The following is a 22,454-nucleotide window of genomic DNA, read 5'->3' on the forward strand; positions in this document are numbered from 1 at the left end:
GGGCCCGGGGCCCATCGAGGGGAGCTAGCACTGTTTTTGCTGACCTAGCACCCCTGCTAGCCTCCGAGCGCGTGTGCTTGCTCGGCAAAAAGGGTGCTAGGTCCCCTGCCCGGGTCGACCCGGCCGGCGCTACAGACCCCTCGACCGCAAGTCGTACCGACGCTCCGCGTAGTCGAGGTCGTCCTTCCACAACCGCGCGGCCGTCCAGCCCATCGCGGGGCGTAGCAGCGGCGCAATCTTGCGTGCCATCTTGAACCCCGGGCGGTCCGAGCTGGCGACCGTTGCTTCGATGACCGCGGTGCGTGGCTTGCCATCGGGACCGGGAGCCAGGGGTGTCGCGTGCGTCTCGACGACGCTTCCCGCGCCCTCGCCTTCAAGAATCCGCATCACGATGGTTCGTGGACCGGGGCACACGAATTCGGCGCGCACCGGTACACCGATTCCGCGGCTGACGCGGAACGTGACGTCGACGAGGAACCGGTCGTCCTCGTCTGGGACATCGATGTCCGTCGGCGCCTCGATGACCTTCAACCTCGCGAACGAATACGGATGGAACCAGGCGCCGTGCCACGGATCGAGGCGATTGGCGACGACGTCGTCGGGCTCGCAGATGCCGGTCAGGGTGACTACTGCGTCCACGCTCGTCGACGACGGCGGTCTGATCGGGACCACGGGCACGGGCGTCGGCTCCTCACCGCCGAGTTCGTCGAGACGCACCCACACCAGGATGCCGTCGTCGAATGCCGGTAGAGGCCGCCACCCTGGACGACCTTTCGGCCCGAGCGGCATGCCGTGCCATAGGCAGATCAGGGTGTCGCACTCGATCTTTGCCTTGTCCAGGGGTGCGCCAAGGTGTGGGCACGCGCCGGGGGCGATGTGGATGCCGCCGGTCTCGTCGCGCCACGCCACGAGCTCGGTGGTGCCGATGCTGCGGCCGAACGGTTCTTTGGTGCCGATGTCGCGGCTCGCGGCGAAGACGAACCAGTTTCCCGACGGTCTGGTCTTCGCCCGTTTGAGGGCAGATTCGATGACTTGGGGGTTGGCGCCCTTCCAGGTGGGCTCTTGCTTCGCCCACGCTTCGGAGGGCAGCGGCTGCAGCGGTAGGTTCTTGGGCCACCGGTTACGGAGTGCGTCGAGTGCGACCATGCCTCCAGTATGCGGAACGAGCGGCTGGGGCGCCCGTGAACAGGAGGCTTCGATGCAGTAAGGATTGCCTAATTCTTGCAGGTATGCTGCCGGAATGACCGCAGCCTGCTTCCCGTCGCGAGACGTGCCGATGGGTAGACTCGTACCGCTTCCGTTCTCGATGACGACATCGCCGATACGCCGCGACGACGCCCGCACCTACGGATCGCATTCCCACGAGGAGCATTGCCTGCTGTGGGGTGCAACGGGCGACCTCCGTGCGGTGGTCGACGGGGTCCGTTGGTCGGTGCCCCCGACAGTAGGGCTGTGGATCCCCGCGCGTTCTATGCATGAGGTGACGGCTGGGCCGAGCACCGAGTTCCATGCGACCTACTTCCGTCCCGAAGTGTTCCCGCACTCTTGGAAGGACACGGGCTTCCTGGCCGTCAGCGGAGTCCTGCGTGAAGTGATCCTGCATCTGCACCGACGCGATATGCCGGAGGATGCTCGACTGCGCGCCGAGAGGGTCGTCTTCGACACCTTGACGCCGCTCGACGTGGTGGCTATCGACATACCCATGCCCGAGGATCCCCGTGCCCTCGTCATCGCCCGCGCACTCGTCGCGAATCCGGCCGACCCGCGCAGTCTGGGCGAATGGGCGCAGTCCGTCGGCGGTAGCGTCCGAACGCTCACCAGGGTGTTCGCGCAGGGTACTGGAATGTCGTTCGCGCAGTATCGAATTCACGTGCGGGTGCGAGCCGCGATGACGTACCTCGCTGCCGGTGTGCCCGTCGCGGTGGTGAGCAGGCGCGTCGGCTACGACGCTCCGAGCGCATTCGTCGCGGTCTTTCGCCGGGTCACCGGTCGCACGCCGGCGAGCTACTTCGCGGTTGTGCCGGATCTGGCCGACCCGGACTGGTCGCTCACCGACTCTGCATGACTCGGCTGGCCGACCACGCATCCCACAGTGCGGCATAGTTCCCGCCGCGCTCGAGCAGGGCGTCGTGGGGCCCCTGTTCGACGATCTTGCCGTCGTCCATCACGACTACGACATCCGACTGCTCGGCCTGTGAGAGCCGATGGGCGATCGTCAACGTGGTGCGTCCGACCGCCACACGTGCCGCAGCGTCGTCCAGTTCTTGGGCACCTGCGCTGCCCGCCTCCGCTGTCGCCTCGTCGAGGATCACTATTGCGGGATCGAGCAGCGCAACCCGAGCGAGCGCAAGCTGTTGAGCAGCAGTCGAAGTCAGTGCCCGACCGCCGGAGCCGACCGTCGTGTCGAGCCCGTCGGGCAGGGCACCGACCCAGTCGAGCGCGCCCGCGATCTCCAGGACTTCGTGCAACCGGGAGTCGTCGGCGTTCGGATCCACCAGGTGTAGATCCTGACGAATAGTGCCGGCGAACACGTGCAGCTCCTGCGTGACGAGCGCGATTGATCGAGTGGCGTCTCGGCCGATTGCTCGACGGTCGACGCCCCCGATGTCGATCCGCCCCGCATCGGGAACATGCACGCCCGAAATGAGCCTCGCAAGAGTCGATTTGCCAGCGCCGCTTGCGCCGACGACAGCGACATGGGTGCCATCCGGAATCGACAAGGATACGTTCTCGAGTGCAGACTTCGGCGAGCCACTGTATCGAAAAGTGACGTTGTCGAACGTGATCGAGCTATCGATCGGAGTGCGAGCATTCACCGGCTCCAGCGGCAGTGGAATCTGGGTGACCCCGACGAGTCGCGCCAACGCGATGCCGCCCTCCTGCAATTCGTCGAACGTACCCAAAGCTGCTCCGATAGGGTCGAACAGGCGAAAGAAGTACAGCGCCGCCGCGGTGGCCGCTCCGAGAGAGATGGTGCCCCGTCCAACGAGCACGAACGCGACTGCGAGCACCGCGGAAAGCCCGAGAAACTCGGCGAGGTTCAGTCTGCCGACGAAGCGCGTGCGTAGTCGAGTTGCCAACAGTGACAGTGATACTGCGGCAAGCGATCGTTCCTCGATCCGCGCAAGATGCGTCGTGCTCAGCTGGAATGCGAACACGGTGTCGGTATTGCTCAGCGAGTCGAGCATCTGCTGAGCGCGCTCACCCTCGGCCTCGCGTTCCCGCCTGTAGACCGGTTCGGACTTCTTCAGGTACCACTGCAGTGCGCGAATCTGGATCGGTGCCGCGACGAGGGCAGCCACAGCGAACCTCCAATCCAGACTGCCGAGAGTCACCACCGTCAGAACGATCGTCAGTCCGGCGCCGGCGAATGCTGGAACCGCGCTACTGACTGCGCGCGTCACGAGCCTGACATCGCTGGTCACCCGGGACACGATGTCGCCACGGCCGGACCGCTCCAGCACACTCTGCGGGAGTTCGAGACTGCGGTGCATGACCTGTTCTCGGAGGTCGGCAACCGTTCCCTCTCCTACCTTTGCGATCAGGAAGTCGCTGGCTGCACCGAGCACGGATTGACCTACCGCGATCGCAACCAGCAGCATGGTCAGCACGGTGATGTTGCGCTGCATGGCGTCACCGCCCTCGGTGACCACATCGACCATGAGGCCGAGCATGGCCGGGGTGGCAAGTCCGACGACGGTCGTCGCCACGAGCGCCAGCGAGGCCCCTGCCGCCCCGTACTTGCGGGTCCGCAGAAGCGCGAACGCCGCGCGTCGGGTATAGCGCCAGTCGGCGGTCGGGAGTAGCTCGGTAGTCATTCGAAGGCGCCAGCGGTCAGAGTCACCACGGAGTCGCAGACAGCAAGGAGAGCAGGCGAGGACGTGATGATCAGGGTGAGACGGTCGCGTCGCACCGCGGCGAGTCCGTCGGCGATGGATGCTTCTGTCACCGAGTCGACGGCTGTGGTCGGATCGTGCAGAACGAGGACTTCGGGGTCGGTTGCGATAGCTCGCGCCAGTGCGAGCCGCTGACGCTGACCACCGGACAGCGAAAGCCCGTCCTCGGTGACGTGTGTATCGAGGCCGTGAGGGAGTGTCGCGACCACGTCGTCGGCAGCGCTGGCGGCTATTGCCGTTGCAATGACTGTGCAGTCGCTGCCGGGAAGGTTGTCACGCACCGAGCCGACGAACAGCACGCTCTCGTGTGGGACGGCCAGTACGACGCGGCGAAGCTCGTCGAGGGCGAGTGCGTCGATATCGATTCCGTCGAGAAAGATGCTGCCACCAGCGGGCTTCCGACCGGAGAGTCGGTCCATCAGCTCGGCGGATTGGGCGGGGTTCGAGGTGCGGACTCCGACGATGTCACCGCGCCTGACTGCGATGGGAGGTTGCGTTCCGATGTCGAGGGCCGTCGGCCCCAGTGGCACGGTTGAGTGTCCTGGGGCGCGCTCAGCCGTGCCACTGTTCATGAATGCCGCGATCCGCCCACCCGACGCCCGGGCCCATGCGAGACCTTCGCCGAAGTAGACGATGTCGATCAGCGGCCCGCTGAGGAATTGGGCAAGACCGACGACGGCGATGAATTCGCCGACGGTGATGGACCCGCGCACGGCGAAGGTGGCTCCGACGAAGGCGATGACGGCAAGGAAGCCCCGCGTCATCAGGACGTTGAGCGCCGAATAGAGAACTTGGTAGCGCTCGGCACGCATCGTCGCATCGAGGGAGACCCGGCTGGCGCTGGCATAGCGCTTCTGCGCATTGACCTCTCCGCCGATGCCGCCGAGAACACGAAGGCCGGTCAGGAGATCGGTGGCCAGGGCGCCCGCCAGTGCAGCCTGATGCTGATCTTGTTCTCGACGGCGTTCGAGCGGGCGCCCGAGCGCGAGCATGATCGCGAGAACGGGCGGTGTGCCGAACACGACGAGTAGGCCGAGTGGAACGGAGATGACGAACAGCGCAGTGGCAGCTGTGCATACGCCGAACACTGCAGCGAGTTTGGTGGAGATGGTGCGGGCGAAATTCGCGACGCCGGCAGCATCCGACGTCGCGATCGAATACAACTCGCCGGGCATGCGTCGTCCAGCGGCGCCGGTGGGATCCAATGCCAGGCGGGCGACGGACATCCGCAGCGAATGCGCGCTGTATTCCATCACCGATGCGCAGAGGCGCGCGCCTACTCGCCAGCTCAGTAGCAGCCCGGTGAAGACGAGTCCGAGTACGAGCAACCATCGGCCGAGAGCTGCCGAGTCGCCCGTGGCGACGGCGCGGTCGATGACGGCGCCGATGACGACGGGGACCAGCGCCTCGCCTATCTGATGGCCTGTGAATCCGACCGAGGCTCCGAACAGACGTGTGCCGCGTCCGTCGGACGTGATCGCGGAGCGGATGACGGACGTCGTCGTCGCCGATGAGGTAGTCACCCCATGACCGTATGGCTCGGACATCTCCTGCGAGAGGCCGACTTCGGCCAGATCGTATGGCGTTCGAGCCATGGCCGGATAGGTGTATCGGTTGGCCGGATCGAACACTGTTCGCGGCACCGCAGCCGGTAGAGTCAGGTGAGGCTTGCCTACATCGGGTGCGCAAGGATTGGAGACGGAACCATGACCACAACCTCGGCCCCGTACGACGCTGCCTTTACTGCGATCGTCGGCAACCTGAATCGTCGACGATTCGGCTTCGGTCTGGCCGCAGCGGGTCTCGGCGCAGCCCTAGCCGCGTGCTCGACCGACGAGGCCAGGTCCGCGGCCGAACTATCCGATGCCTTCCCGTTCGCCTACAGTGCCGACACGGTCGACGTTCCGCGCGATCCGCAGCGCGTCGTCTCGATCCAGGGGCGAGCCGACCTCGAGTTCGGTCTACTCGCCGGCTACCCGATGGTGGCCAGCGGTGCCTCGTTCCTTCCCGACGAACCCGTCGGTGCACAGTTCGGTTCGTTGGTGCCGAACGAGTTGCCACGCCTCGGACTCGGGGATGGCACCGATGTCGACTACGAGCAACTGCTGAGTCTGGAACCGGATCTGATTCTCGTCCCGAGCTACGGGTACCAGGTCGACTGGTACGGCAACGACCGGCTTCGTCAGATCGCGCCCGTGGCTCCCATTTCCGACAATTTCATCGGTTGGCGTGAGGACTTGACCGCTCAGCTCGCCACCCTCGGTCGACCGGGCGTCGGGCCGGAGTTGTTCAGCGAGTACAACCGCGCGCTTGCCTCGATCCGGACCGACCTCGGTGACACTCTGAGTGGAAAGAGAGTCGCCATTGCCGCTGCGGGCAACGGGTTCCTCGGTGTTCAACACAACGGAATACAGGTCAGCACTGCGATGGATGCAGGGCTTGTCGTACCGAACTTCGACCCGACAGTCGACGGCGGGCTCGAACTGGCCCCGGAGAACTTCGACCGACTGCAGGACATCGACCTGATGATTCTGCAGGTCAACGACGGTAGTGGCCAGGCGCCCGATTTCGGGCCGACCTGGACGTTGCTTCCGTTTGTCCAAGAGGGTCGAGTGCACGTTGTCGACGGTCGGTTCAATCAGGGTTTCGTCGTCACCGCTACCAACTTCATATCCGAAATCAGAACTGCAACAGCACTGTTGTCCTAGAAAGGCGGGTAATGAGCACCGCGATCGACATGGAGATCTCCCGCCGCAACTTCGGCATCGGCATCGGCGCCGTCGGGATTGCGACGTTTCTCGCAAGTTGCAGTACCGGGAGCACAGGGTCTGCAGACGTCGCCACCAAGACGGTCACCACCCCGCTCGGCACATACGACATTCCAGTCGAACCCAAGCGTGTCGTCGCGATCGATTCACGGCTCGACTTGGAACCTGCAGTCGCACTGGAGCTTCCTGTGATCGGATACAACTACGCCCCGGCGACTCCGTGGGTGCCGGTGGGACCTGACGCGAAGTACCTGACGGAGATTCCGAATCGCGAGCAGATTCTGGGACTCGAACCGGATCTCATCATCTGCCTCAACAGCGACAGTGAGTGGTGGCCCGTGAGCGAACTGTCGTCCATCGCGCCGGTCCTGACCACCGAATTCGACGAGACGTGGCGTACCAACCTCGACAACCTGGCTGGCTGGCTCGGTCGCTCAGCCACGATGGACAAGTTGATTCTCGACTACGACGGGCTCGTCGAGGACATCAGAGCACGTCACGCGGCGAAGATCGCGTCGAGGGTCGTCGCGAGTGTGTCGTTCCTGCCCGACACGAACATGCTGTACGTCAGCAGTATTCGAAGTTCGAAGACCGGCGACAAACCGTCGGACATGACGTTGACCGACATCGGCGGGATGACGCCGTCGATGGATGGGCTCGACGGGGAGGGCGGAATTGCCATCGAGAAAGTCGACGTGCTCTCGGGCGTCGACGGGTTCATGGTGACGGACGAACCGGGCAGTGCGGAATTCGAAGCGCTGTCGGCGAGCACGCTGTGGCAACGGCTTCCCGCGGTGCAGGCGGGGAACGTCACCACCCTCGGCGGTTCGACGTACTACGGGTCGATGTACACGGTGTCGTACGTGGCCAAGGGCTGGGATGCCCTCTATTCGGCGATGACCTGACCGTATTGACAGTGTGCTGTCAAATTTCTAGACTGACAGCACACTGTCAACCACGGAGGTAGCTATGAAGACCATCGCGCTCTACGCAACGGACACCATGGCCGATTGGGAGTACAGCTACATCGTGGCCGGGATTGCGATGGCGCGGGAGCAGGGTTCGGATCGGTATCGACTTCAGGTTCTGTCCGACGGCGGGGGTCCGGTGACCACTCTCGGTGGCATACGGATCCTGCCCGACGGTGATCTCGCGGATCTGACCGATGTAGCGGCTCTGGTTCTTCCGGGCGGCGCCTCGTGGGGGCAGGGTCATGCGAAGGTTCTCGATCTCGCCGTGGATCTACTCGCGAAGGGCGTTCCCGTCGGCGCCATCTGCGGTGCGACGCTGGGGCTGGCTCGTGTCGGTGCGCTCAATTCCATCCCGCATACGAGCAACGCTCCCGAATTCCTTGCTGCGGCAGACGAATACACAGGTAGCGAGCTATATCGAGACGAGCGAACTGTCGTGGGCGGCAATCTCGTCACCGCACCGGGAACGGCGCCACTCGAATTCGCGAAGGCGCTGTTCGAGATCCTCGAGCTCTTCCCGCAGCCCATCATCGATGCCTGGTACGGGCTGTACACCACAGGTGAGAAGAAGTACTACGAGCAACTGCAAGGCGCCCAATGAGAACGCCTGCCGGGGATGCCTTGACGTCCATCGTCCTGCCCGCCTTCGAGCTCAACGGTGAATTCCTCGCGGCAGCAAAGGATATCGCCGAACCTGCCGGTCTGACACCCGCGTGGTGGCAGGTGCTCGGTGCGACGCTCGACGAGCCGATACCGGTGGCCGAGATCGCGCGTCGAGTAGGACTCGGCCTTGCCCGGCAGAGTGTGCAGCGGACCGCGGACATTCTCGTCGAGAAGGGTTGGGCGGAGTACGTCGAGAATCCGAACCACGCCCGCGCCAAGCTGGTGCAACCCACGCCGGAAGGACATGACACGCTCGCGAAGCTGCGGAAGAATCAGCATGCCTATGCCGATGCTGTGGGCAACGAGGTGGGTGAGGACGAAATTCTTAGGGTGCTCGAGGGTATGCAGAGGATCATCGCCGCGTCGAGGCGCTACCGAGGCAAGAGTGACGAGTAGTACTCCTGCTGGGAGGGGTAGTAGTCGTCGAAGTTCGGCAACGTGAGGCCGTCCCGGGACGCGATCAGCATGTCGAGGTAGTACTCCCACCCGGGTCCGATCTCGCCCAGCCCTTCGGCGTCGCGCATGTGCTGGATCAAAGTGACGGTAGTGCGGTCTCCGTCTTCGGCGAGCACTGCCTCCAAATCCCAGCCATCGGAGGTCACGGCCAACCGGCGCGGCGACTCACAGGCCTCGACGTGCATGTCCATCCACGGTGAGCCTTCCTCGAAGACCATCCGAGTCCGAATGTCATTGTCGGAAACCCGTTCCCACGGACCGAACCACAGCGCGGTGCGGTCGGATTCGGTGAGGCTGGCCCACACGTCCTCGCGGGTTGCGGCGATAACTCTGGTGATCTCGAGGTCGATACCGGTGTCGGTGGTGCGAAGACTGCCGCTCGGAGTTGGGCTCATGGGGTGCATTATGCAACTCCGGCGAACCGAAGCGCAGCCGTTACCCCGGCAGCGGCAACGACGATTACCACGAACGGCGCCTTCTTCCATGCGAGCACCGCTGCGACGAGGACTCCGGCGGGGCACGCGAACCCTGCGAAGCCGTTGTCGACGACGAGCGCGGACGTGGCGACCAGGGCAACGAAGATGACGGCGACACCGATGGACGCGAGTTGCTCGACGCGGGGCGAGAGGGCAGTCCGGGTTCGGAGCAGCGGGCCGGCAACTCGAAAAGCCATCGTGCCCACGGCGAGAGCGACAATGGGGAGGACGAGATTCATGCGTTCACCTTCGTTGCGACGTAGGCCGGTATCACTCCGAGAAGCGCGAGCAGGACCGGGAGGCCCGGTGGGAGGACGAGCGCTGCGGCCACTGCGATCGCCGCGCCGATCAACGCGGCGTTCCTGGTGAGAGCGTCGCGCAGGGCGGGCATGACAAGGGCGATCAGCACGGCGGGGAACGCGGCGTCGAGTCCGAGGGCGGCAGTGTCGGTGATCTGGCCGCCGAGAACGGAGCCGATCAGCACGCCGAAGTTCCAGGCCACGAACAGTCCGATTCCGCACAACCAGAACGCCGCGCGCCGCCGGGTGCGCTCGCCTTCCATCGCTGTGAACGCCACGGCTTCGTCGGTGATCAGGTGTGATCCGAGGAGCTTGCGGGGCCAGGACGTGCCGTCGAACGTGTCGCTGATGGAGAAGCCGAGTGGAACGAGTCGAGTGTTGACCAGCAACGCGCTGGCTACCGCAGCCAGTGGATTACCGCCTGCGGCAAGCACTCCTACGAGAATGAACTGTGCTGCACCGGCGAACACGAACACCGACATGGCGACGGGAACCCAGATCGGCAAGCCCGCACTCACCGCAATAGCGCCGAACGACGCACCGACGAGACCGTCGGCGAGACAGACGAGCGCGATGTCGCGAGACAGAGACGAGGGCGGTGTTCGCCAGATCGAACGCATGGACGTAATAATGAACGAAACACTGGTCGTTCGTCAAGGCGAACGATCGACCGATAGAGTGGACTCATGACTCAGCCCAGTGCTCCTATCGCTGCGATTGCGGCCTCGCTGCAGCGTGAGCGCAAGCGTGTCGGGCTCTCCCTGGCGGAGGTCGCTCGCCGAGCGGGAATCGCCAAGTCGACGTTGTCGCAGCTCGAAGCCGGCACCGGGAACCCCAGTGTGGAGACCCTGTGGGCGTTGAGCGTGACGCTCGATGTGCCGTTCGCTCACCTGGTCGAGCCGGCCAAGCCTCGAGTTCAGTTGATTCGCGCCGGTGAGGGTCCCGGAATCGCCTCGGACACCGCGGACTACGTCGCGACTCTATTGGCGTCGTGTCCACCGAATGCGCGTCGAGACATCTACCTCATCAACGCGCAGGTGGGGGAGCCGAGAAGGGCAGATCCGCATTCGCCCGGCGTTGTCGAGCACGTGGTTCTGTCCGCAGGCCGCGCACTGGTCGGGCCGACCGACGAACCCGTCGAACTGCACCCGGGGGACTACATCAGCTACCCGGGGGACCTCCCGCACACCTTCGAGGCGCTGGATCCGAACACTGCGGCGGTGCTGGTGTCGGAGCATGTGTAGGGGCGGAGCCCCCACTAATCCCGGGCGACCAGCTGCCGACGCCACTTTCCGAACGACCGTGGGGACGACACGGCGAGCACGGCCACCGGATGCCCGTCCCTCCGATAGACCGCCACGAACGGACCCAGCTCCGGATCCCCCTCGACGATGTCGGCCGAGCAGTCGAGACCGTGGTGACCCGCGAACTGGATGCGCGACTGGTACTGATCGGACCACACATACGGAACCCCGGAGAACGTTTCCACTCCTGACCCCAGCAGCGCTTTCATAGCCACCGATGGCCTCGTCGCCGCTGCCGTCCAGTGTTCGTCGCGGATCGTGCCACCGGTCGTAGGATCCCGGACGGCCGCGCAATCGCCGACAGCTACGACGCCTGGAATCGAGGTCACCCCTCGCTTGTCGGTGACGACGCCACCGGACAGTTCGATCCCGCTGCCGTCGAGCCACCGAGTGTTGGGCCGAGAACCGACGCCGACCACCACGACATCGGCCGGCAGCAACCGCCCGTCCCGTAGTTCGACGGCGGTGACGCGTCCGCTCGACGTCGCGAACCCGGACACGGTCACCCCGGTGATCAAGTGGGCGCCGCCGCGGTTGTGCCAGGCCGCGACGAGTGCGCCGATCTGTGTCCCGAACACCCGTTCCAGCGGCGAGGCGGACGCCTCGACGACGGTGACGTCGCATCCCAGTTCGACTGCGGTGGAGGCTACTTCGCTACCGATGAACCCTGCGCCGACGACTACGACCCGGGCGCCGGGAGTCAACTCCGCGCGCAACGCCAACGCATCGTCGAGTGAACGCAGCACGTGTACGCCGTCTGCGGACCCGGCCAAGCGGATGGCCGACGCCCCGGTGGCCACCACCACGGCGTCGGAAAGCACTTCGGTGCCGTCGGCCAGCAGAACTGCCCGGCCCGACGGATCCAGCCCCACCGCTGCGTTCCCCAACCGATAGTCCAACTCGAGCGCGGAGTCCTCCTCGGTCTCGAGGGACATACCGTCGTCGATGCCTTTGAGGAACTGCTTGGACAGCGGAGGTCGGTCGTACGGACGGTGAATCTCGTCGCCGATCATCGTGATGCGGCCGTCGAAACCCTGCTCACGTAGTGCGCGCGCGGACGACAGGCCGGCGAGCGACGCGCCGACGATCGTCACGGACCTCACGGGGAGACCGCGACGCGGATGACACCGTCCTCGACGTGCACAGCATGGGTTCGAACGGGGATCTTGGCCGGAGCACCTAGTGCGGCTCCCGTGCGAAGGTCGAAGCACGCGGTATGAAGTGGGCATTCGACGGCGCAGTGCTCGACCCATCCCTCGGACAGAGATGCGTCCTGGTGGGTGCAGGTGTCGTCGATCGCGAAGTACTCACCCTCGACGTTGAAGATCGCGATGGGGGCAGTTCCCTGCGGCGTGATGCGGAGTGCTTCGCCCTCGGGGAGGTCGTCGACTCGCCCGGCGTCGAGGAGTGTGGGGGTGGGGAACGTCGCGGTCATGGTGGCCTCGCAGTCGAATGCGGCGTCGGTGGTGGATCTTCTCTCGACTCACAGCATGGAGGCCCTCCGTTGCAGCGGTGGGAACACTCCATGTCGATTGTGTGAATCTGTTGCGTTATACGAATCGCAGTTCGTATTGTGCAACTAAATCGTTCTCACGTACAGCCCCCAGGAGCAAGTAATGGCATCGAATTCGCCCAGGGTGGTGATCGTCGGCGCAGGCATAGTCGGCTGTAGCCTCGCCGAGGAACTCACCTCACGCGGTTGGACCGACGTCACCGTGCTCGACAAAGGGCCCATCGAACTGCCGGGCGGGTCCACCTCGCACGCACCCGGCCTCGTCTTCGCGACCAACGCTTCGCGCTCGATGTCTCGTTTCGCGGCGTATACGGCTGCCAAGTTCAAGGACCTCGGATGTTTCCTGAGTGTCGGCGGTCTGGAGGTCGCAACCACCCCGGAGCGCGTCGACGAGCTGTATCGGCGGCACGGGTTCGCGACGTCGTGGGGACTGCCGTCGGAGGTCGTCGACACCGAGCGATGCCTCGAGCTCTACCCGTTGTTGGACTGCGAGTTGATCCTTGCCGGCCTCCACACCCCTGACGACGGGCTGGCCAAGGCGGTCCTCGCCAGCCGCGCGCAAGCCGCATCGGCAACCGAACGCGGCGCCCGGTTCATCGGCTCCATGGAGGTCACAGCCATCGAGGAGGTGTCCGGGCGGGTCACCGCGGTGAAAGCCGGCGGAGAGACCTTCCCGGCCGACGTCGTCGTATGCTGCGCCGGGTTCTGGGGGCCGGAGCTGGGGGACATGCTCGGCATCACCGTGCCGCTGTTGCCGCTTGCGCATCAGTACGCCCACACCACGGGGTTGGACCTCCCAGCGAAGGCGGCAGGGAAGGAGGCCGTCCTGCCGATCCTTCGCCACCAGGACCGCAGCCTCTACTACCGCGAACACGGCGACCACCTCGGGATCGGCTCCTACCACCACCGACCGATGCCCGTCGACTCACGGACGCTCCCGGGCAGCGAGAACGTCACCGAAGCGGACATGCCGTCGTCGATGGCTTTCACCGAAGACGATTTCGCCGACGCGTGGCGCTACAGCACCGAGCTCATCCCCTCACTCCGCGGCGGTGGCCTCGAGCGCGCGTTCAACGGGATCTTCTCCTTCACTCCCGACGGCGCTCCGCTGGTCGGTGAGTCCCGGGAGGTCGCAGGCCTGTGGACGTGCGAGGCCATCTGGGTGACGCACAGCGCTGGCGTCGCGAAATCACTGGCGGAAACTCTCGTCGACGGGACGAGCGAGATCGACATGCACGAGTGCGATCTGTACCGCTTCGAGAAGACGGACCTCGTTCCCTCGAACGTCGCCCGGACGAGCGCGCAGAACTTCGCCGAGGTCTACGACATCATGCACCCACTCCAGCCCAAGGAAGAGCCGAGACCGCTACGAGTGACGCCGTTCTACGGCAGGCAATGCGAGCTCGGCGCGGTGTTCCTCGAAGGGGCCGGTTGGGAGCGGCCGCACTGGTACGAGTCGAATGCTTCTCTGTTGGAGCAGCTTCCGGAGCAGTGGCAGGCCCAGAAGCGGGAACCGTGGTCGTCCAAGTTCTGGTCGCCCGTGGTAGCCGTCGAGGCCTGGAAGACGCGAGAAGCCGTCGCGATGTACGACATGACCCCGCTACGACGCCTCGAAGTGGGCGGCCCGGGAGCCCTCGCCCTGCTGCAGAAACTCACGACGAACCAGCTCGACAAGAAGGTCGGGAGCGTCACGTACGCGCTGATGCTCGACGCGAGTGGCGGGGTTCGTAGCGATATCACGGTCGCGAGGGTCGCGCACGACCGCTTCCAGGTCGGAGTCAACGGTCCGCTCGACGAGGATTGGATGCGGCGTCACGCGGGGCCCGACGCCTATGTCCGCGACATCACCGGGGGCACAGCGTGTATCGGACTGTGGGGACCGCACGCTCGGGACGTGCTCGCGCCGCTCACGAATGCCGATATCTCGCACACCGGCCTGAAGTACTTCAACGGACGGGCCATCCACGTCGCCGGCATCGATGTTCTGGCACTGAGACTGTCATACGTCGGCGAACTCGGCTGGGAGTTGTACACCGACGCCGATACCGCTCTGAGGCTATGGGATTCACTGTGGGAGTCGGGACAGGAATTCGGGGTCGTGGCTGCCGGACGCAGCGCGTTCAACAGCCTGCGACTCGAGAAGGGGTACCGGTCCTGGGGAGCCGACGTGACCGCCGAACACGACCCCTATTCCGCGGGATTAGGTTTCGCGGTACGAAAGACCGAAGGGTTCATCGGGGCCGAGATGTTGGGCGCTGAATCCTCGACAAGGCTGGTGTGTCTGACCCTCGACGACCCGTCGCACGTGGTGATGGGCAAGGAACCGGTGCTGATCGACGGCACAGTGTCGGGCTACGTGACGAGCGCCGCCTACGGGTACACGATCGGGAAGACGATCGCCTACGCGTGGTTGCCGTCGTCGACGAAATCGGGTGATCACGTTGCAGTGCAGTACTTCCGCGATCTTCTACCAGCGACGGTGATGGCCGAACCGCTGTTCGATCCCGAGATGACAAGGATCAGGCGATGACGATCGTGGAGCCGACACGCACACTGCTCAACACCCTCGGTGGACACACCTACGTCGACCCGGCGTACTTCGAGAGAGAGCAGGAGAAGATCTTCGAGGAGATGTGGATCTGTGCGATCCGGTCCGACGACATCCCGCTTGCAGGTGACTTCCGAACCGTGCAGGTGGGACGTGAATCGGTGCTCATCAGCCGAAATCGTAAGGGCGGCATCCGGGCGTTCTTCAACGTCTGTCGGCACCGTGGTGCGCTGGTGTGCACGGAGGCGGCGGGAACCGTCAAACGCAATTTCCAGTGTCCATATCACGCGTGGACCTATGATCTCGACGGAAAGCTCATTGCGGCACCGAATTTGATCAACATGCCTGACATCGACCGCACCGAGTACGGTCTGCGCGGCGTACACGTCAGAGAATGGCTCGGCTACGTCTGGGTGTGTGTCGCCGACGAACCACCGTCGTTCGAGGAGAGCGTGCAGGGCGAGGTCCGCGAACGACTCGGCGAACTCGGCAAGATCGACAGCTACGGCACCGAGAAGCTCGCACTGGGGCGCCGGATCACCTACGACGTCAGGGCCAATTGGAAGCTCATCGTCGAGAACTTCATGGAGTGCTATCACTGCGCGACGATCCATCCCGAGCTCACCGAGGTCCTTCCCGAATTCGCCGACGGTTATGCCGCGCAGACGTACGTCGGGCACGGCGCCGAGTTCGGGGCCGAGATCGAAGGGTTCACCGTCGACGGTTCGGCCGGGTTCGATGCGCTCGGCGGCGTTGGAGAGGATCAGGACCGCAGGTACTACGCGATCACGATCAGGCCGACGGTCTTCGTCAACCTCGTGCCCGATCACGTGATCATCCATCGCATGTTTCCGATGGCAGTCGATCGCACTGTCGTCGAATGTGACTGGCTCTATGCGCCGGGTGTCGTCGCGGATCCGGCGAACACCGAGACGATGAACCGCTCGGTCGAGTTGTTCCATCGCGTCAACGAGCAGGATTTCGACGCCTGCGAGCGGTGCCAGCCGGCGATGTCGTCACGGATGTACCGCAACGGTGGCGTTCTGGTGCCGTCGGAGCATCACATCACGCAGTTTCACGAATGGGTGTCGCGCTTCGTGACCGGCGGAGTTGCCTAGACCGCTTCTTACCACGGCGACGATTGCCTATTCCTTCCTGAACGTGCGACTTCCCTCCCTGCCGGGTACTTCCGTCGCATCTCGAGCACAGAGCGTCATCGAACTCAGGGGCGCAGAGTCAATCCCGTTTTCGTCGAGAAATAGTGCACTGACTCGGCGCGGGGCGCGAGCTTGATGACGTCACCTTGTGCCGGCGTGGCGATGTCGGGGATCCGCGCGACGATCTGGGCGCCTGAATTGCCGTCGGCTCCGATATCGCCGAGGGCGTGGCCGTAGATGTAGGAATCCGCGCCGAGTTCTTCGACGACGTCGACCTGCACGTCGGTGCCGGTGTCGGCGACGGTCCACGACTCGGGCCGCACACCCATCGTCACCCGCGTGCCGTCGATCCGGTCGGCGACCGCGCGCTCGATGGGGACGGACAGTGAACCGAGTCGAGCAGAACCTGCGCTGACGTCGACGTCGAACAGGTTCATGGCAGGGGAGCCGATGAATCCGGCAACGAAGGCATTGACCGGGTTCTCGTAGAGCTCCTTCGGGCTGGCGCACTGCTGCAGCACACCAGCTTTCATGATTGCAACCCGGTCGCCCATCGTCATCGCCTCGACCTGGTCATGCGTGACGTACACCGTGGTGGTGCCGAGTCGGCGCTGCAGCAGGGAGATCTGCGTGCGGGTCTGCACTCGGAGCTTGGCGTCGAGGTTGGACAGCGGCTCGTCCATGAGGAACACCTGCGGGTTGCGGACGATGGCTCGTCCCATCGCAACGCGCTGACGCTGACCGCCGGAGAGCGCCTTGGGTTTACGAGAGAGGTAGTCCGTCAGATCGAGGATCTTCGCGGCCTCCTCGACGCGTCGGCCGACCTCTGCTTTGTCCATGCCGGCGATCTGCAGCGCGAAGCCCATGTTCTTGGCGACGGTCATATGCGGGTACAGCGCGTAGTTCTGGAACACCATCGCGATATCGCGTTCCTTCGGTGCGAGCGAGGTGACGTCGCGGTCACCGATCTTGATGGCGCCGTAGTCGACGTCCTCCAAACCGGCGAGCATGCGCAGCGACGTCGATTTTCCGCAACCCGACGGGCCGACCAGGACCAGGAACTCGCCGTCCTCGATGGCCAGATCCAACGACTCGACCGCAGCGACGTCCGAACCCGGGTAGAGCTTGGTGGCGCCTTCGTAGGTGACCTGTGCCATGAGAATGCTCCTTGTTTGTGTGTCTAGAGTCGGTGCGCCGAGCGGGAAGGCTCAGCGGTGAGGAAGGTGGGGACCGGAAGTGCTGATTCCATTGCACGCGTGACGATCTTGTCGGCCACTGCTTCGGCGCGCTCGGTCGGGACCAAAGCAATGGCGGATCCGCCGAATCCACCGCCGGTCATACGCGCTCCGTACGCACCGGCGGCCAGGGCCGCGTCGACCGCGCTGTCGAGCTCGACCGAGCTGACCTCGAAGTCGTCTCGCAACGACCGGTGCGAGGCAGTGAGGAGCTCGCCGAGCTCGGGACCGGCCGCACCGTGGTCCAGCAGATCCGCGGCACGCTCGACGCGTCGAATTTCGCTGGTAACGTGCCGAACTCGTGATCGCAGCGTGGAATCGGCGAACGACGCCGTGGCAGTCTCTGGGTCGAGCCCGCGAAGGGTGGTGACGCCGAGTTCGGCGCATGCCTTCTCGATCGACGCTCGACGCTGACCGTACTGGCCGTCGACCAGGCGGTGGGGTGCGTTGGTGTCGATGATGAGCAGGGTGATTCCCGCCGCCGCCAGGTCGAGGGGGATCTGCCGCGTCGACCCATCTCGGCAGTCGAGCAGCACGGCGTTGCCGGCCTCGGCGAGCATTGCGACGGACTGATCCATACCGCCTGTCGACGCACCGGCGATCTCGTTCTCGGCGCGAATGCAGGCATCGATCAGAGTCTTCCGACCGCCCGGGAGATCAAGAAGCTCCTGAAGGGCAAGGGCGAAAGCGCATTCCAACGCCGCAGAGCTGGACAGACCCGAACCGACCGGAACCGACGAATGCACTGCAACATCGACACCGTCAGTCACGCCGAGTGCCCAGGAGACTCCGGCGACGTAGGCCGCCCACCCTGCCGGGTACCGCGGTGCAACGGTTCCGAGATCTCCGGTCCACGAATCGTCGGTGTGAGTGGACACCGCGCGCATCGTCGAATCCGGCCGCAGACGCACGGCGACGGCAGTCACGTACGGCAACGCGAACGGAAGTACGAGTCCCCCTGCGTAATCGACGTGTTCGCCGATCAGGTTGACACGCCCGGGTGCGATCCACACACCGTCCGGCTCGCCGCCGAACGACTGTCGGAACTGTCCGATCGCCCCGTCGGCGAGTTCACCCTCGGCGACGATGGGCAACCACGTAGCGGCGCTCATGCGATGACCTCGCGCAGTCGGTCGGCGATCCGCTCCGGCGTCGTGTCGTTGACCCAGGCACCCATGGCGGACTCCGAGCCGGCCAGGAACTTCATTCGACCGGGCGAGCGCATCATCGAAAACAGTTGTAGGTGCAGCCGTCCCAGCTTTCGATCGCCGCCCACCGGTGCCTGATGCCACGCAGCGATGTACGGCACCGCATCGACGCCGTCGAAGAAACTGTCCACCGCGCGCAGCAGATCTCGGTAGACCACTGCCAGTTCGTCACGTTCGCTGTCGGCCAGATCAGCCAGGTCTGCCACGTCACGACGCGGCGCGAGGTGCACCTCGAGCGGCCAGCGCGACGCGGCAGGCACGTACGCGACCCAGTGTTCCGCGTCGACGACGATACGTCGCCCGGACCGCAGTTCGGCCGCGAGAACATCTGCCAACAGCACTCGACCGGTCCGCTCGAAGTGACCGCGGGACTGACGCATCATCGCGTCGGTCCGGGGCGGCAGGTACGGGTACGCATAGATCTGTCCGTGCGGATGCGTGAGCGTGACGCCGATTTCCTTGCCCCGATTCTCGAAGCAGAACACCTGCTGCACTCCGTCTATCGCGGACAGTTCCGCGGTTCGATCTGCCCAGACGTCCACGATGGTCCGAACCCGGTGTAGGTCGAGGGAGGCGAACGAAGCGTCGGGGTCACTGGCGAAGCAGACCACCTCGCACCGGCCGGTGCCCGCTGCCAGCGGCCACAGTGCGTCACCATCGACCCCGGTCGGAAGATTCTGCTGCGCAGCAGTTTCCGACAGCGACGGAAACCGGTTCTCGAACACCACCACGTCGTAGTCCGACGCCGGAATCTCGGTTGCCGGTCGATCCGGCCGCGACGGGGCCAGGGGGGACGCGTCGGCGGGCGGGAGGAAAGTGCGATCCATCCGTTGGGCTGCGATGACCACCCAGTCGCCGGTCAGCACGTCGAATCGCATCTGTGACTCGGATACCGACGGCGGCAGTGACCGCGTGTCCACCAACTCCCGTGTTTCCGAGCCGGATACGTAGGGCTCGGAGTCGTCGTAGTAGATCAGCTCGCGGCCGTCGGCCATTGTGGTCGAAGTCTTGCGTACAGCGTGTCGGGAGATCGCGGCGGCGTCATGCGCGGTCATCGAGTTCTCGTTCCTGCGTGACGTCGAGCGCCTGCGTAATCTCGTGGGCCGGTTCGCCGGCGATGACGACGTCGTCCACAGCTTCGACGAGCGCGTCACGGGCGCCGGCGTCGAGGCCGGAGTCGGTGACGAACACGTCGACGCGCGAGAGGGGAATGGTGTTCGCGAGAGCTCGGAGCCCCCACTTGGTGTGGTCGGCCACCACGATGATGCGTCGCGACGAGGCGACCAGCGCCTGATTGGTCTGTGCCTCCATCAGATTGGGGCACGTCAGCCCGGTCTCGACATCGACACCGTGCGTGCCGAGGAACAGCAGATCCAGGTGAATGCCCTGCAGAGCGCCGACGGTCAACGGACCGACCAGAGCGTAGGACGGAGTCCGCTGGCCTCCGGTGAGCAGAATCGTCTGATCCGTCCGGCCCTCGGTGTTGAACAGATCCGCTACCGGCAGCGAGTTGGTGACGACGGTGATGTCGGGGACGTCGAGGAGTTCCTGAGCAAGCGCGTGCGTCGTCGTTCCACCGGAGATCCCGATGGACGTCCCCGGTCGGACGAACCGCGCCGCAGCCCGTGCGATGGCAGTCTTGGCCTCTTGATCGAGCCCGGACTTCGCGGAGAACCCGGGCTCGAACACGCTGGCGGACCGGGGCAGGGTGACCCCCCCGTGCACTCGCTCGACCAGGCCGCGCTCGACCAATTCGTTGATGTCGCGTCGAATGGTCATGTCGGAGACGGACAGCGACGTACCCAGATCGGCGACCTTCACAGCGCCCATGGCAGTGACCTGATCGAGGATGCGCTGCTGCCGCTGATGAGCCAGCATCAGCCGGCCTGTTCGGCGATGACGGCACTGCCGCCCGCGTGGACGATGACCTGGCCGTCGACGCTCTCACCGGTGATCAGTTCGGTACCGAAGGCAGGGACGGTGATCTTGTCGACACCGTGGTTGAGGACGAACAACCACGATCTGTCGCCGGAAGACCGGCGCACGACCTCGACGTCGCCACCAAGGTCGCGTCGAACGTCGATTTCTGCAGCGGTACAGACCGTATCGGCGATCTTCTCCCACCCGGCGGCGTCAGGGACGGTGGCCAGATACCAGGCGTCACCACTGCCCACCGGCCGCTTCGTCACAGCGGGTACTCCGCCAAGATGACCCTCCGTGTGCCGTGCGAGAACATCGACGTCATCGGCCACCGTGAGGTATTCGGTCCAGATCTCGGCAACTGTGCCGTCGTCGAGATGCCTGATTTCGTTTTCGGCCAACGGGAAGAACTCCTCGACACGAATGCCGAGCAGATCACGGAATGCGCCGGGGTAGCCGCCGAGCTGCACGTGGTCGTCCTCATCCGCGATGCCAGAGAACGCGGTGATCAGCACCCGCGCTCCCGCGTGGGCCGCGTCGGCGATCCGTGTGGCCGTGTCAGCGCTGCACAGGTACAGCGCCGGGACGACGATGACGGCGTATCGGGTGAGATCGGTCGAAGACGGAATTACATCGCAGGTCACTCCGCCCGAGGTAAATCCGCGGTGCGCACGGCGCGCGATCTCCATGGGCTGCATGGCCTTCGACGGATGGCCCTCCTGCTCGCACGCCCACTGGGACTCCCAGTCGAACAGCACCGCGACGCGCGCGTCGACCTTGCTGCCGGCAACCGGCGCGAGGCGACGTAGTGCCGAGCCCAGTTCGACGACCTCCCGCCAGCGTGCGGACTCCTCACCGGCGTGCGGGACGAGAGCGGAATGGAATTTCTCGGCGCCTGCGCGCGATGCTCGAAACTGGAAGTAGGCGATTCCGTCTGCGCCGCGAGCCATGTGCTGGAGGGAGTTTCGCATCATCTCGCCTGGCGCCTTCGCGCGGTTGATGTGCTGCCAGTTGACGGCACTGGTGGAGTGCTCCATCAGCAGCCACGGCCGACGGCCCGCAACACCACGAGTGAGGTCAGCAGAGAAGGACAGGAGGTGGTGCGCGGCAGCATCGCCGGTCTCGGGGCCGACGAGGTAGTGATCGGTGGAAACGATGTCCTGCTCGGGCGCCCACGACGCGTAATCCATGTTCCCCGCCAGGGCCGACCCCTGTCCCATGCCGACCATGAAGTTGGTCGTGATCGGAATGTTCGGGGTGATGCGGGCGAGTACGGCCTTCTCCGCGCGATACTGCTCGAGTAGAGCGTTCGAGGAGAAACGTCGCCAATCCAGCTGATGGGTGGGGTTACCGAACGTGGTGCTCACCGACGGCGGGACGATTTCCTCCCAGGCACTGTAGCGCTGGCTCCAGAAGTCGGTGCCCCACGCGACGTTCAGTCGCTCGAGGTCGGAATACCTGGCGCGCAACCACTGCCGGAAGGCGTGGGCACTGTCGTCGGAGTAGCAGAGTGCGTTGTGGCACCCGAGTTCGTTCGAGATATGCCACATCGCCAGCGCCGGATGATCGCCGTATCGCTGAGCCATCTTCTCGACCAGCACCAGGGAATGTTCCCGGTAGACCGATGAATGTGGGCTCCAGGTCTGGCGGCTACCGATGGCATAGCGGTAGCCCCGCTCGTCGACGGGTCGTATCTGCGGGTAGGCGGTGGACAACCACGGCGGCGGCGACGCGGTGGCGGTGGCAAGGTCGACGCGGATTCCGCCGTCGTGCAGTAGATCGAGAACGCGGTCGAGCCACTCGAAGTCCCATGTGGTGGCCGTGGGCTGCAGCCGTGCCCAGGAGAACACTCCGACCGTCGCGAAGTCGACGCCGGCTTCGTTCATGAGCTCTATGTCATGGCGCCAGACGTCTTCGGACCACTGTTCAGGGTTGTAGTCACCACCGAAGGAGATGCCATCGGTGGGCCACGTCGTGGGTCGCGCTGTGTCCATGCTCACAAATATGGGTCACCGGCGCCGTAAAGTCAACAGGAATGAA

General features: G+C 64.8%; 21 protein-coding genes. 8 read left to right on the forward strand and 13 right to left on the reverse strand.

Going from position 1 to position 22,454, the window contains the following annotated elements; genetic code table 11:
• Positions 1 to 129 precede the first annotated feature (129 nt).
• On the reverse strand, positions 130 to 1,146 hold the full coding sequence (locus ACODSO_RS10080) for a Rieske (2Fe-2S) protein (RefSeq protein WP_489036806.1): 1,017 nt from the start codon (positions 1,144 to 1,146) through the stop codon (positions 130 to 132).
• A 94-nt stretch (positions 1,147 to 1,240) separates the two neighbouring features.
• On the opposite strand from ACODSO_RS10080, the gene ACODSO_RS10085 reads away from it, so the two are divergent.
• Positions 1,241 to 2,065 (forward strand): helix-turn-helix domain-containing protein, encoded by an 825-nt coding sequence (locus tag ACODSO_RS10085; RefSeq protein WP_489036807.1) that lies wholly within the window; start codon positions 1,241 to 1,243, stop codon positions 2,063 to 2,065.
• Here the strand turns inward: ACODSO_RS10085 and ACODSO_RS10090 are convergent.
• Both ACODSO_RS10090 and ACODSO_RS10095 read right to left on the reverse strand, forming a co-directional pair.
• Positions 2,049 to 3,818 (reverse strand): ABC transporter ATP-binding protein, encoded by a 1,770-nt coding sequence (locus tag ACODSO_RS10090; protein ID WP_489036808.1) that lies wholly within the window; start codon positions 3,816 to 3,818, stop codon positions 2,049 to 2,051. The two genes, ACODSO_RS10085 and ACODSO_RS10090, sit on opposite strands and share 17 nt — an antisense overlap.
• Positions 3,815 to 5,419: an ABC transporter transmembrane domain-containing protein gene (locus ACODSO_RS10095; RefSeq protein WP_489036810.1), complete on the reverse strand. Its 1,605-nt coding sequence runs from the start codon at positions 5,417 to 5,419 to the stop codon at positions 3,815 to 3,817. The genes ACODSO_RS10090 and ACODSO_RS10095 overlap by 4 nt, the downstream gene beginning before the upstream one ends.
• Before the next feature lie 183 nt (positions 5,420 to 5,602).
• On the opposite strand from ACODSO_RS10095, the gene ACODSO_RS10100 reads away from it, so the two are divergent.
• The 4 genes from ACODSO_RS10100 to ACODSO_RS10115 all read left to right on the forward strand — a co-directional run bounded on the left by ACODSO_RS10100 (position 5,603) and on the right by ACODSO_RS10115 (position 8,694).
• Entirely contained in the window at positions 5,603 to 6,604 is a 1,002-nt protein-coding gene (locus ACODSO_RS10100) for an ABC transporter substrate-binding protein (protein ID WP_489036812.1), read from the forward strand.
• An 11-nt stretch (positions 6,605 to 6,615) separates the two neighbouring features.
• Complete coding sequence (locus ACODSO_RS10105; protein ID WP_489036813.1) at positions 6,616 to 7,569, forward strand: ABC transporter substrate-binding protein; 954 nt, start codon at positions 6,616 to 6,618, stop codon at positions 7,567 to 7,569.
• A 64-nt stretch (positions 7,570 to 7,633) separates the two neighbouring features.
• The gene (locus ACODSO_RS10110; RefSeq protein ID WP_489036814.1) at positions 7,634 to 8,236 is read left to right on the forward strand and encodes a DJ-1/PfpI family protein; all 603 of its coding nucleotides are present in this window, start codon (positions 7,634 to 7,636) and stop codon (positions 8,234 to 8,236) included.
• Positions 8,233 to 8,694 carry a MarR family winged helix-turn-helix transcriptional regulator gene (locus tag ACODSO_RS10115; protein WP_489036815.1) on the forward strand — a complete coding sequence of 154 codons (462 nt, stop codon included), beginning with the start codon at positions 8,233 to 8,235 and terminating at the stop codon, positions 8,692 to 8,694. Before ACODSO_RS10110 ends, ACODSO_RS10115 begins: the two co-directional genes overlap by 4 nt.
• On the opposite strand, the gene ACODSO_RS10120 is transcribed toward ACODSO_RS10115, so the two are convergent.
• The 3 genes from ACODSO_RS10120 to ACODSO_RS10130 are packed head-to-tail and all read right to left on the reverse strand — an operon-like array spanning position 8,670 to position 10,149.
• Positions 8,670 to 9,149 carry an SRPBCC domain-containing protein gene (locus ACODSO_RS10120; protein WP_489036816.1) on the reverse strand — a complete coding sequence of 160 codons (480 nt, stop codon included), beginning with the start codon at positions 9,147 to 9,149 and terminating at the stop codon, positions 8,670 to 8,672. The two genes, ACODSO_RS10115 and ACODSO_RS10120, sit on opposite strands and share 25 nt — an antisense overlap.
• An 8-nt stretch (positions 9,150 to 9,157) precedes the next feature.
• A complete protein-coding gene (locus tag ACODSO_RS10125; protein WP_489036817.1) occupies positions 9,158 to 9,469 on the reverse strand; it encodes an AzlD domain-containing protein in 312 nt (103 codons plus the stop codon).
• On the reverse strand, positions 9,466 to 10,149 hold the full coding sequence (locus ACODSO_RS10130; RefSeq protein WP_489036819.1) for an AzlC family ABC transporter permease: 684 nt from the start codon (positions 10,147 to 10,149) through the stop codon (positions 9,466 to 9,468). The genes ACODSO_RS10125 and ACODSO_RS10130 overlap by 4 nt, the downstream gene beginning before the upstream one ends.
• Before the next feature lie 66 nt (positions 10,150 to 10,215).
• Between ACODSO_RS10130 and ACODSO_RS10135 the strand changes: the two genes are divergently transcribed.
• Positions 10,216 to 10,773 carry a helix-turn-helix domain-containing protein gene (locus tag ACODSO_RS10135; protein ID WP_489036820.1) on the forward strand — a complete coding sequence of 186 codons (558 nt, stop codon included), beginning with the start codon at positions 10,216 to 10,218 and terminating at the stop codon, positions 10,771 to 10,773.
• Between the two features lie 14 nt (positions 10,774 to 10,787).
• Here the strand turns inward: ACODSO_RS10135 and ACODSO_RS10140 are convergent, their stop codons facing one another.
• Together ACODSO_RS10140 and ACODSO_RS10145 are read right to left on the reverse strand one after the other, a co-directional pair.
• The gene (locus ACODSO_RS10140; protein WP_489036821.1) at positions 10,788 to 11,936 is read right to left on the reverse strand and encodes an NAD(P)/FAD-dependent oxidoreductase; all 1,149 of its coding nucleotides are present in this window, start codon (positions 11,934 to 11,936) and stop codon (positions 10,788 to 10,790) included.
• Entirely contained in the window at positions 11,933 to 12,268 is a 336-nt protein-coding gene (locus ACODSO_RS10145; RefSeq protein ID WP_489036822.1) for a bifunctional 3-phenylpropionate/cinnamic acid dioxygenase ferredoxin subunit, read from the reverse strand. The genes ACODSO_RS10140 and ACODSO_RS10145 overlap by 4 nt, the downstream gene beginning before the upstream one ends.
• Positions 12,269 to 12,449: 181 nt before the next feature.
• Between ACODSO_RS10145 and ACODSO_RS10150 the strand changes: the two genes are divergently transcribed.
• Both ACODSO_RS10150 and ACODSO_RS10155 read left to right on the forward strand, forming a co-directional pair.
• On the forward strand, positions 12,450 to 14,876 hold the full coding sequence (locus ACODSO_RS10150; RefSeq protein WP_489036823.1) for a GcvT family protein: 2,427 nt from the start codon (positions 12,450 to 12,452) through the stop codon (positions 14,874 to 14,876).
• A complete protein-coding gene (locus ACODSO_RS10155; RefSeq protein ID WP_489036824.1) occupies positions 14,873 to 16,012 on the forward strand; it encodes an aromatic ring-hydroxylating oxygenase subunit alpha in 1,140 nt (379 codons plus the stop codon). The genes ACODSO_RS10150 and ACODSO_RS10155 overlap by 4 nt, the downstream gene beginning before the upstream one ends.
• 104 nt (positions 16,013 to 16,116) lie before the next feature.
• On the opposite strand, the gene ACODSO_RS10160 is transcribed toward ACODSO_RS10155, so the two are convergent.
• From ACODSO_RS10160 to ACODSO_RS10180, 5 genes are read right to left on the reverse strand one after another with little or no spacing between them, the layout of a single operon-like run.
• Complete coding sequence (locus ACODSO_RS10160; RefSeq protein WP_489036825.1) at positions 16,117 to 17,208, reverse strand: ABC transporter ATP-binding protein; 1,092 nt, start codon at positions 17,206 to 17,208, stop codon at positions 16,117 to 16,119.
• 23 nt (positions 17,209 to 17,231) lie between these two features.
• A complete protein-coding gene (galK, locus tag ACODSO_RS10165) occupies positions 17,232 to 18,398 on the reverse strand; it encodes a galactokinase (protein ID WP_489036826.1) in 1,167 nt (388 codons plus the stop codon).
• Positions 18,395 to 19,549 carry a galactose-1-phosphate uridylyltransferase gene (gene galT, locus ACODSO_RS10170; protein WP_489036827.1) on the reverse strand — a complete coding sequence of 385 codons (1,155 nt, stop codon included), beginning with the start codon at positions 19,547 to 19,549 and terminating at the stop codon, positions 18,395 to 18,397. The genes galK and galT overlap by 4 nt, the downstream gene beginning before the upstream one ends.
• Positions 19,536 to 20,372: a DeoR/GlpR family DNA-binding transcription regulator gene (locus ACODSO_RS10175; protein ID WP_489036828.1), complete on the reverse strand. Its 837-nt coding sequence runs from the start codon at positions 20,370 to 20,372 to the stop codon at positions 19,536 to 19,538. The genes galT and ACODSO_RS10175 overlap by 14 nt, the downstream gene beginning before the upstream one ends.
• Positions 20,372 to 22,408, reverse strand: coding sequence for a beta-galactosidase (locus tag ACODSO_RS10180; protein WP_489036829.1), 2,037 nt, complete (start codon positions 22,406 to 22,408; stop codon positions 20,372 to 20,374). Before ACODSO_RS10180 ends, ACODSO_RS10175 begins: the two co-directional genes overlap by 1 nt.
• Between the last annotated feature and the right edge of the window lie 46 nt (positions 22,409 to 22,454).

This window comes from Rhodococcus sp. FG69, from assembly GCF_057808915.1.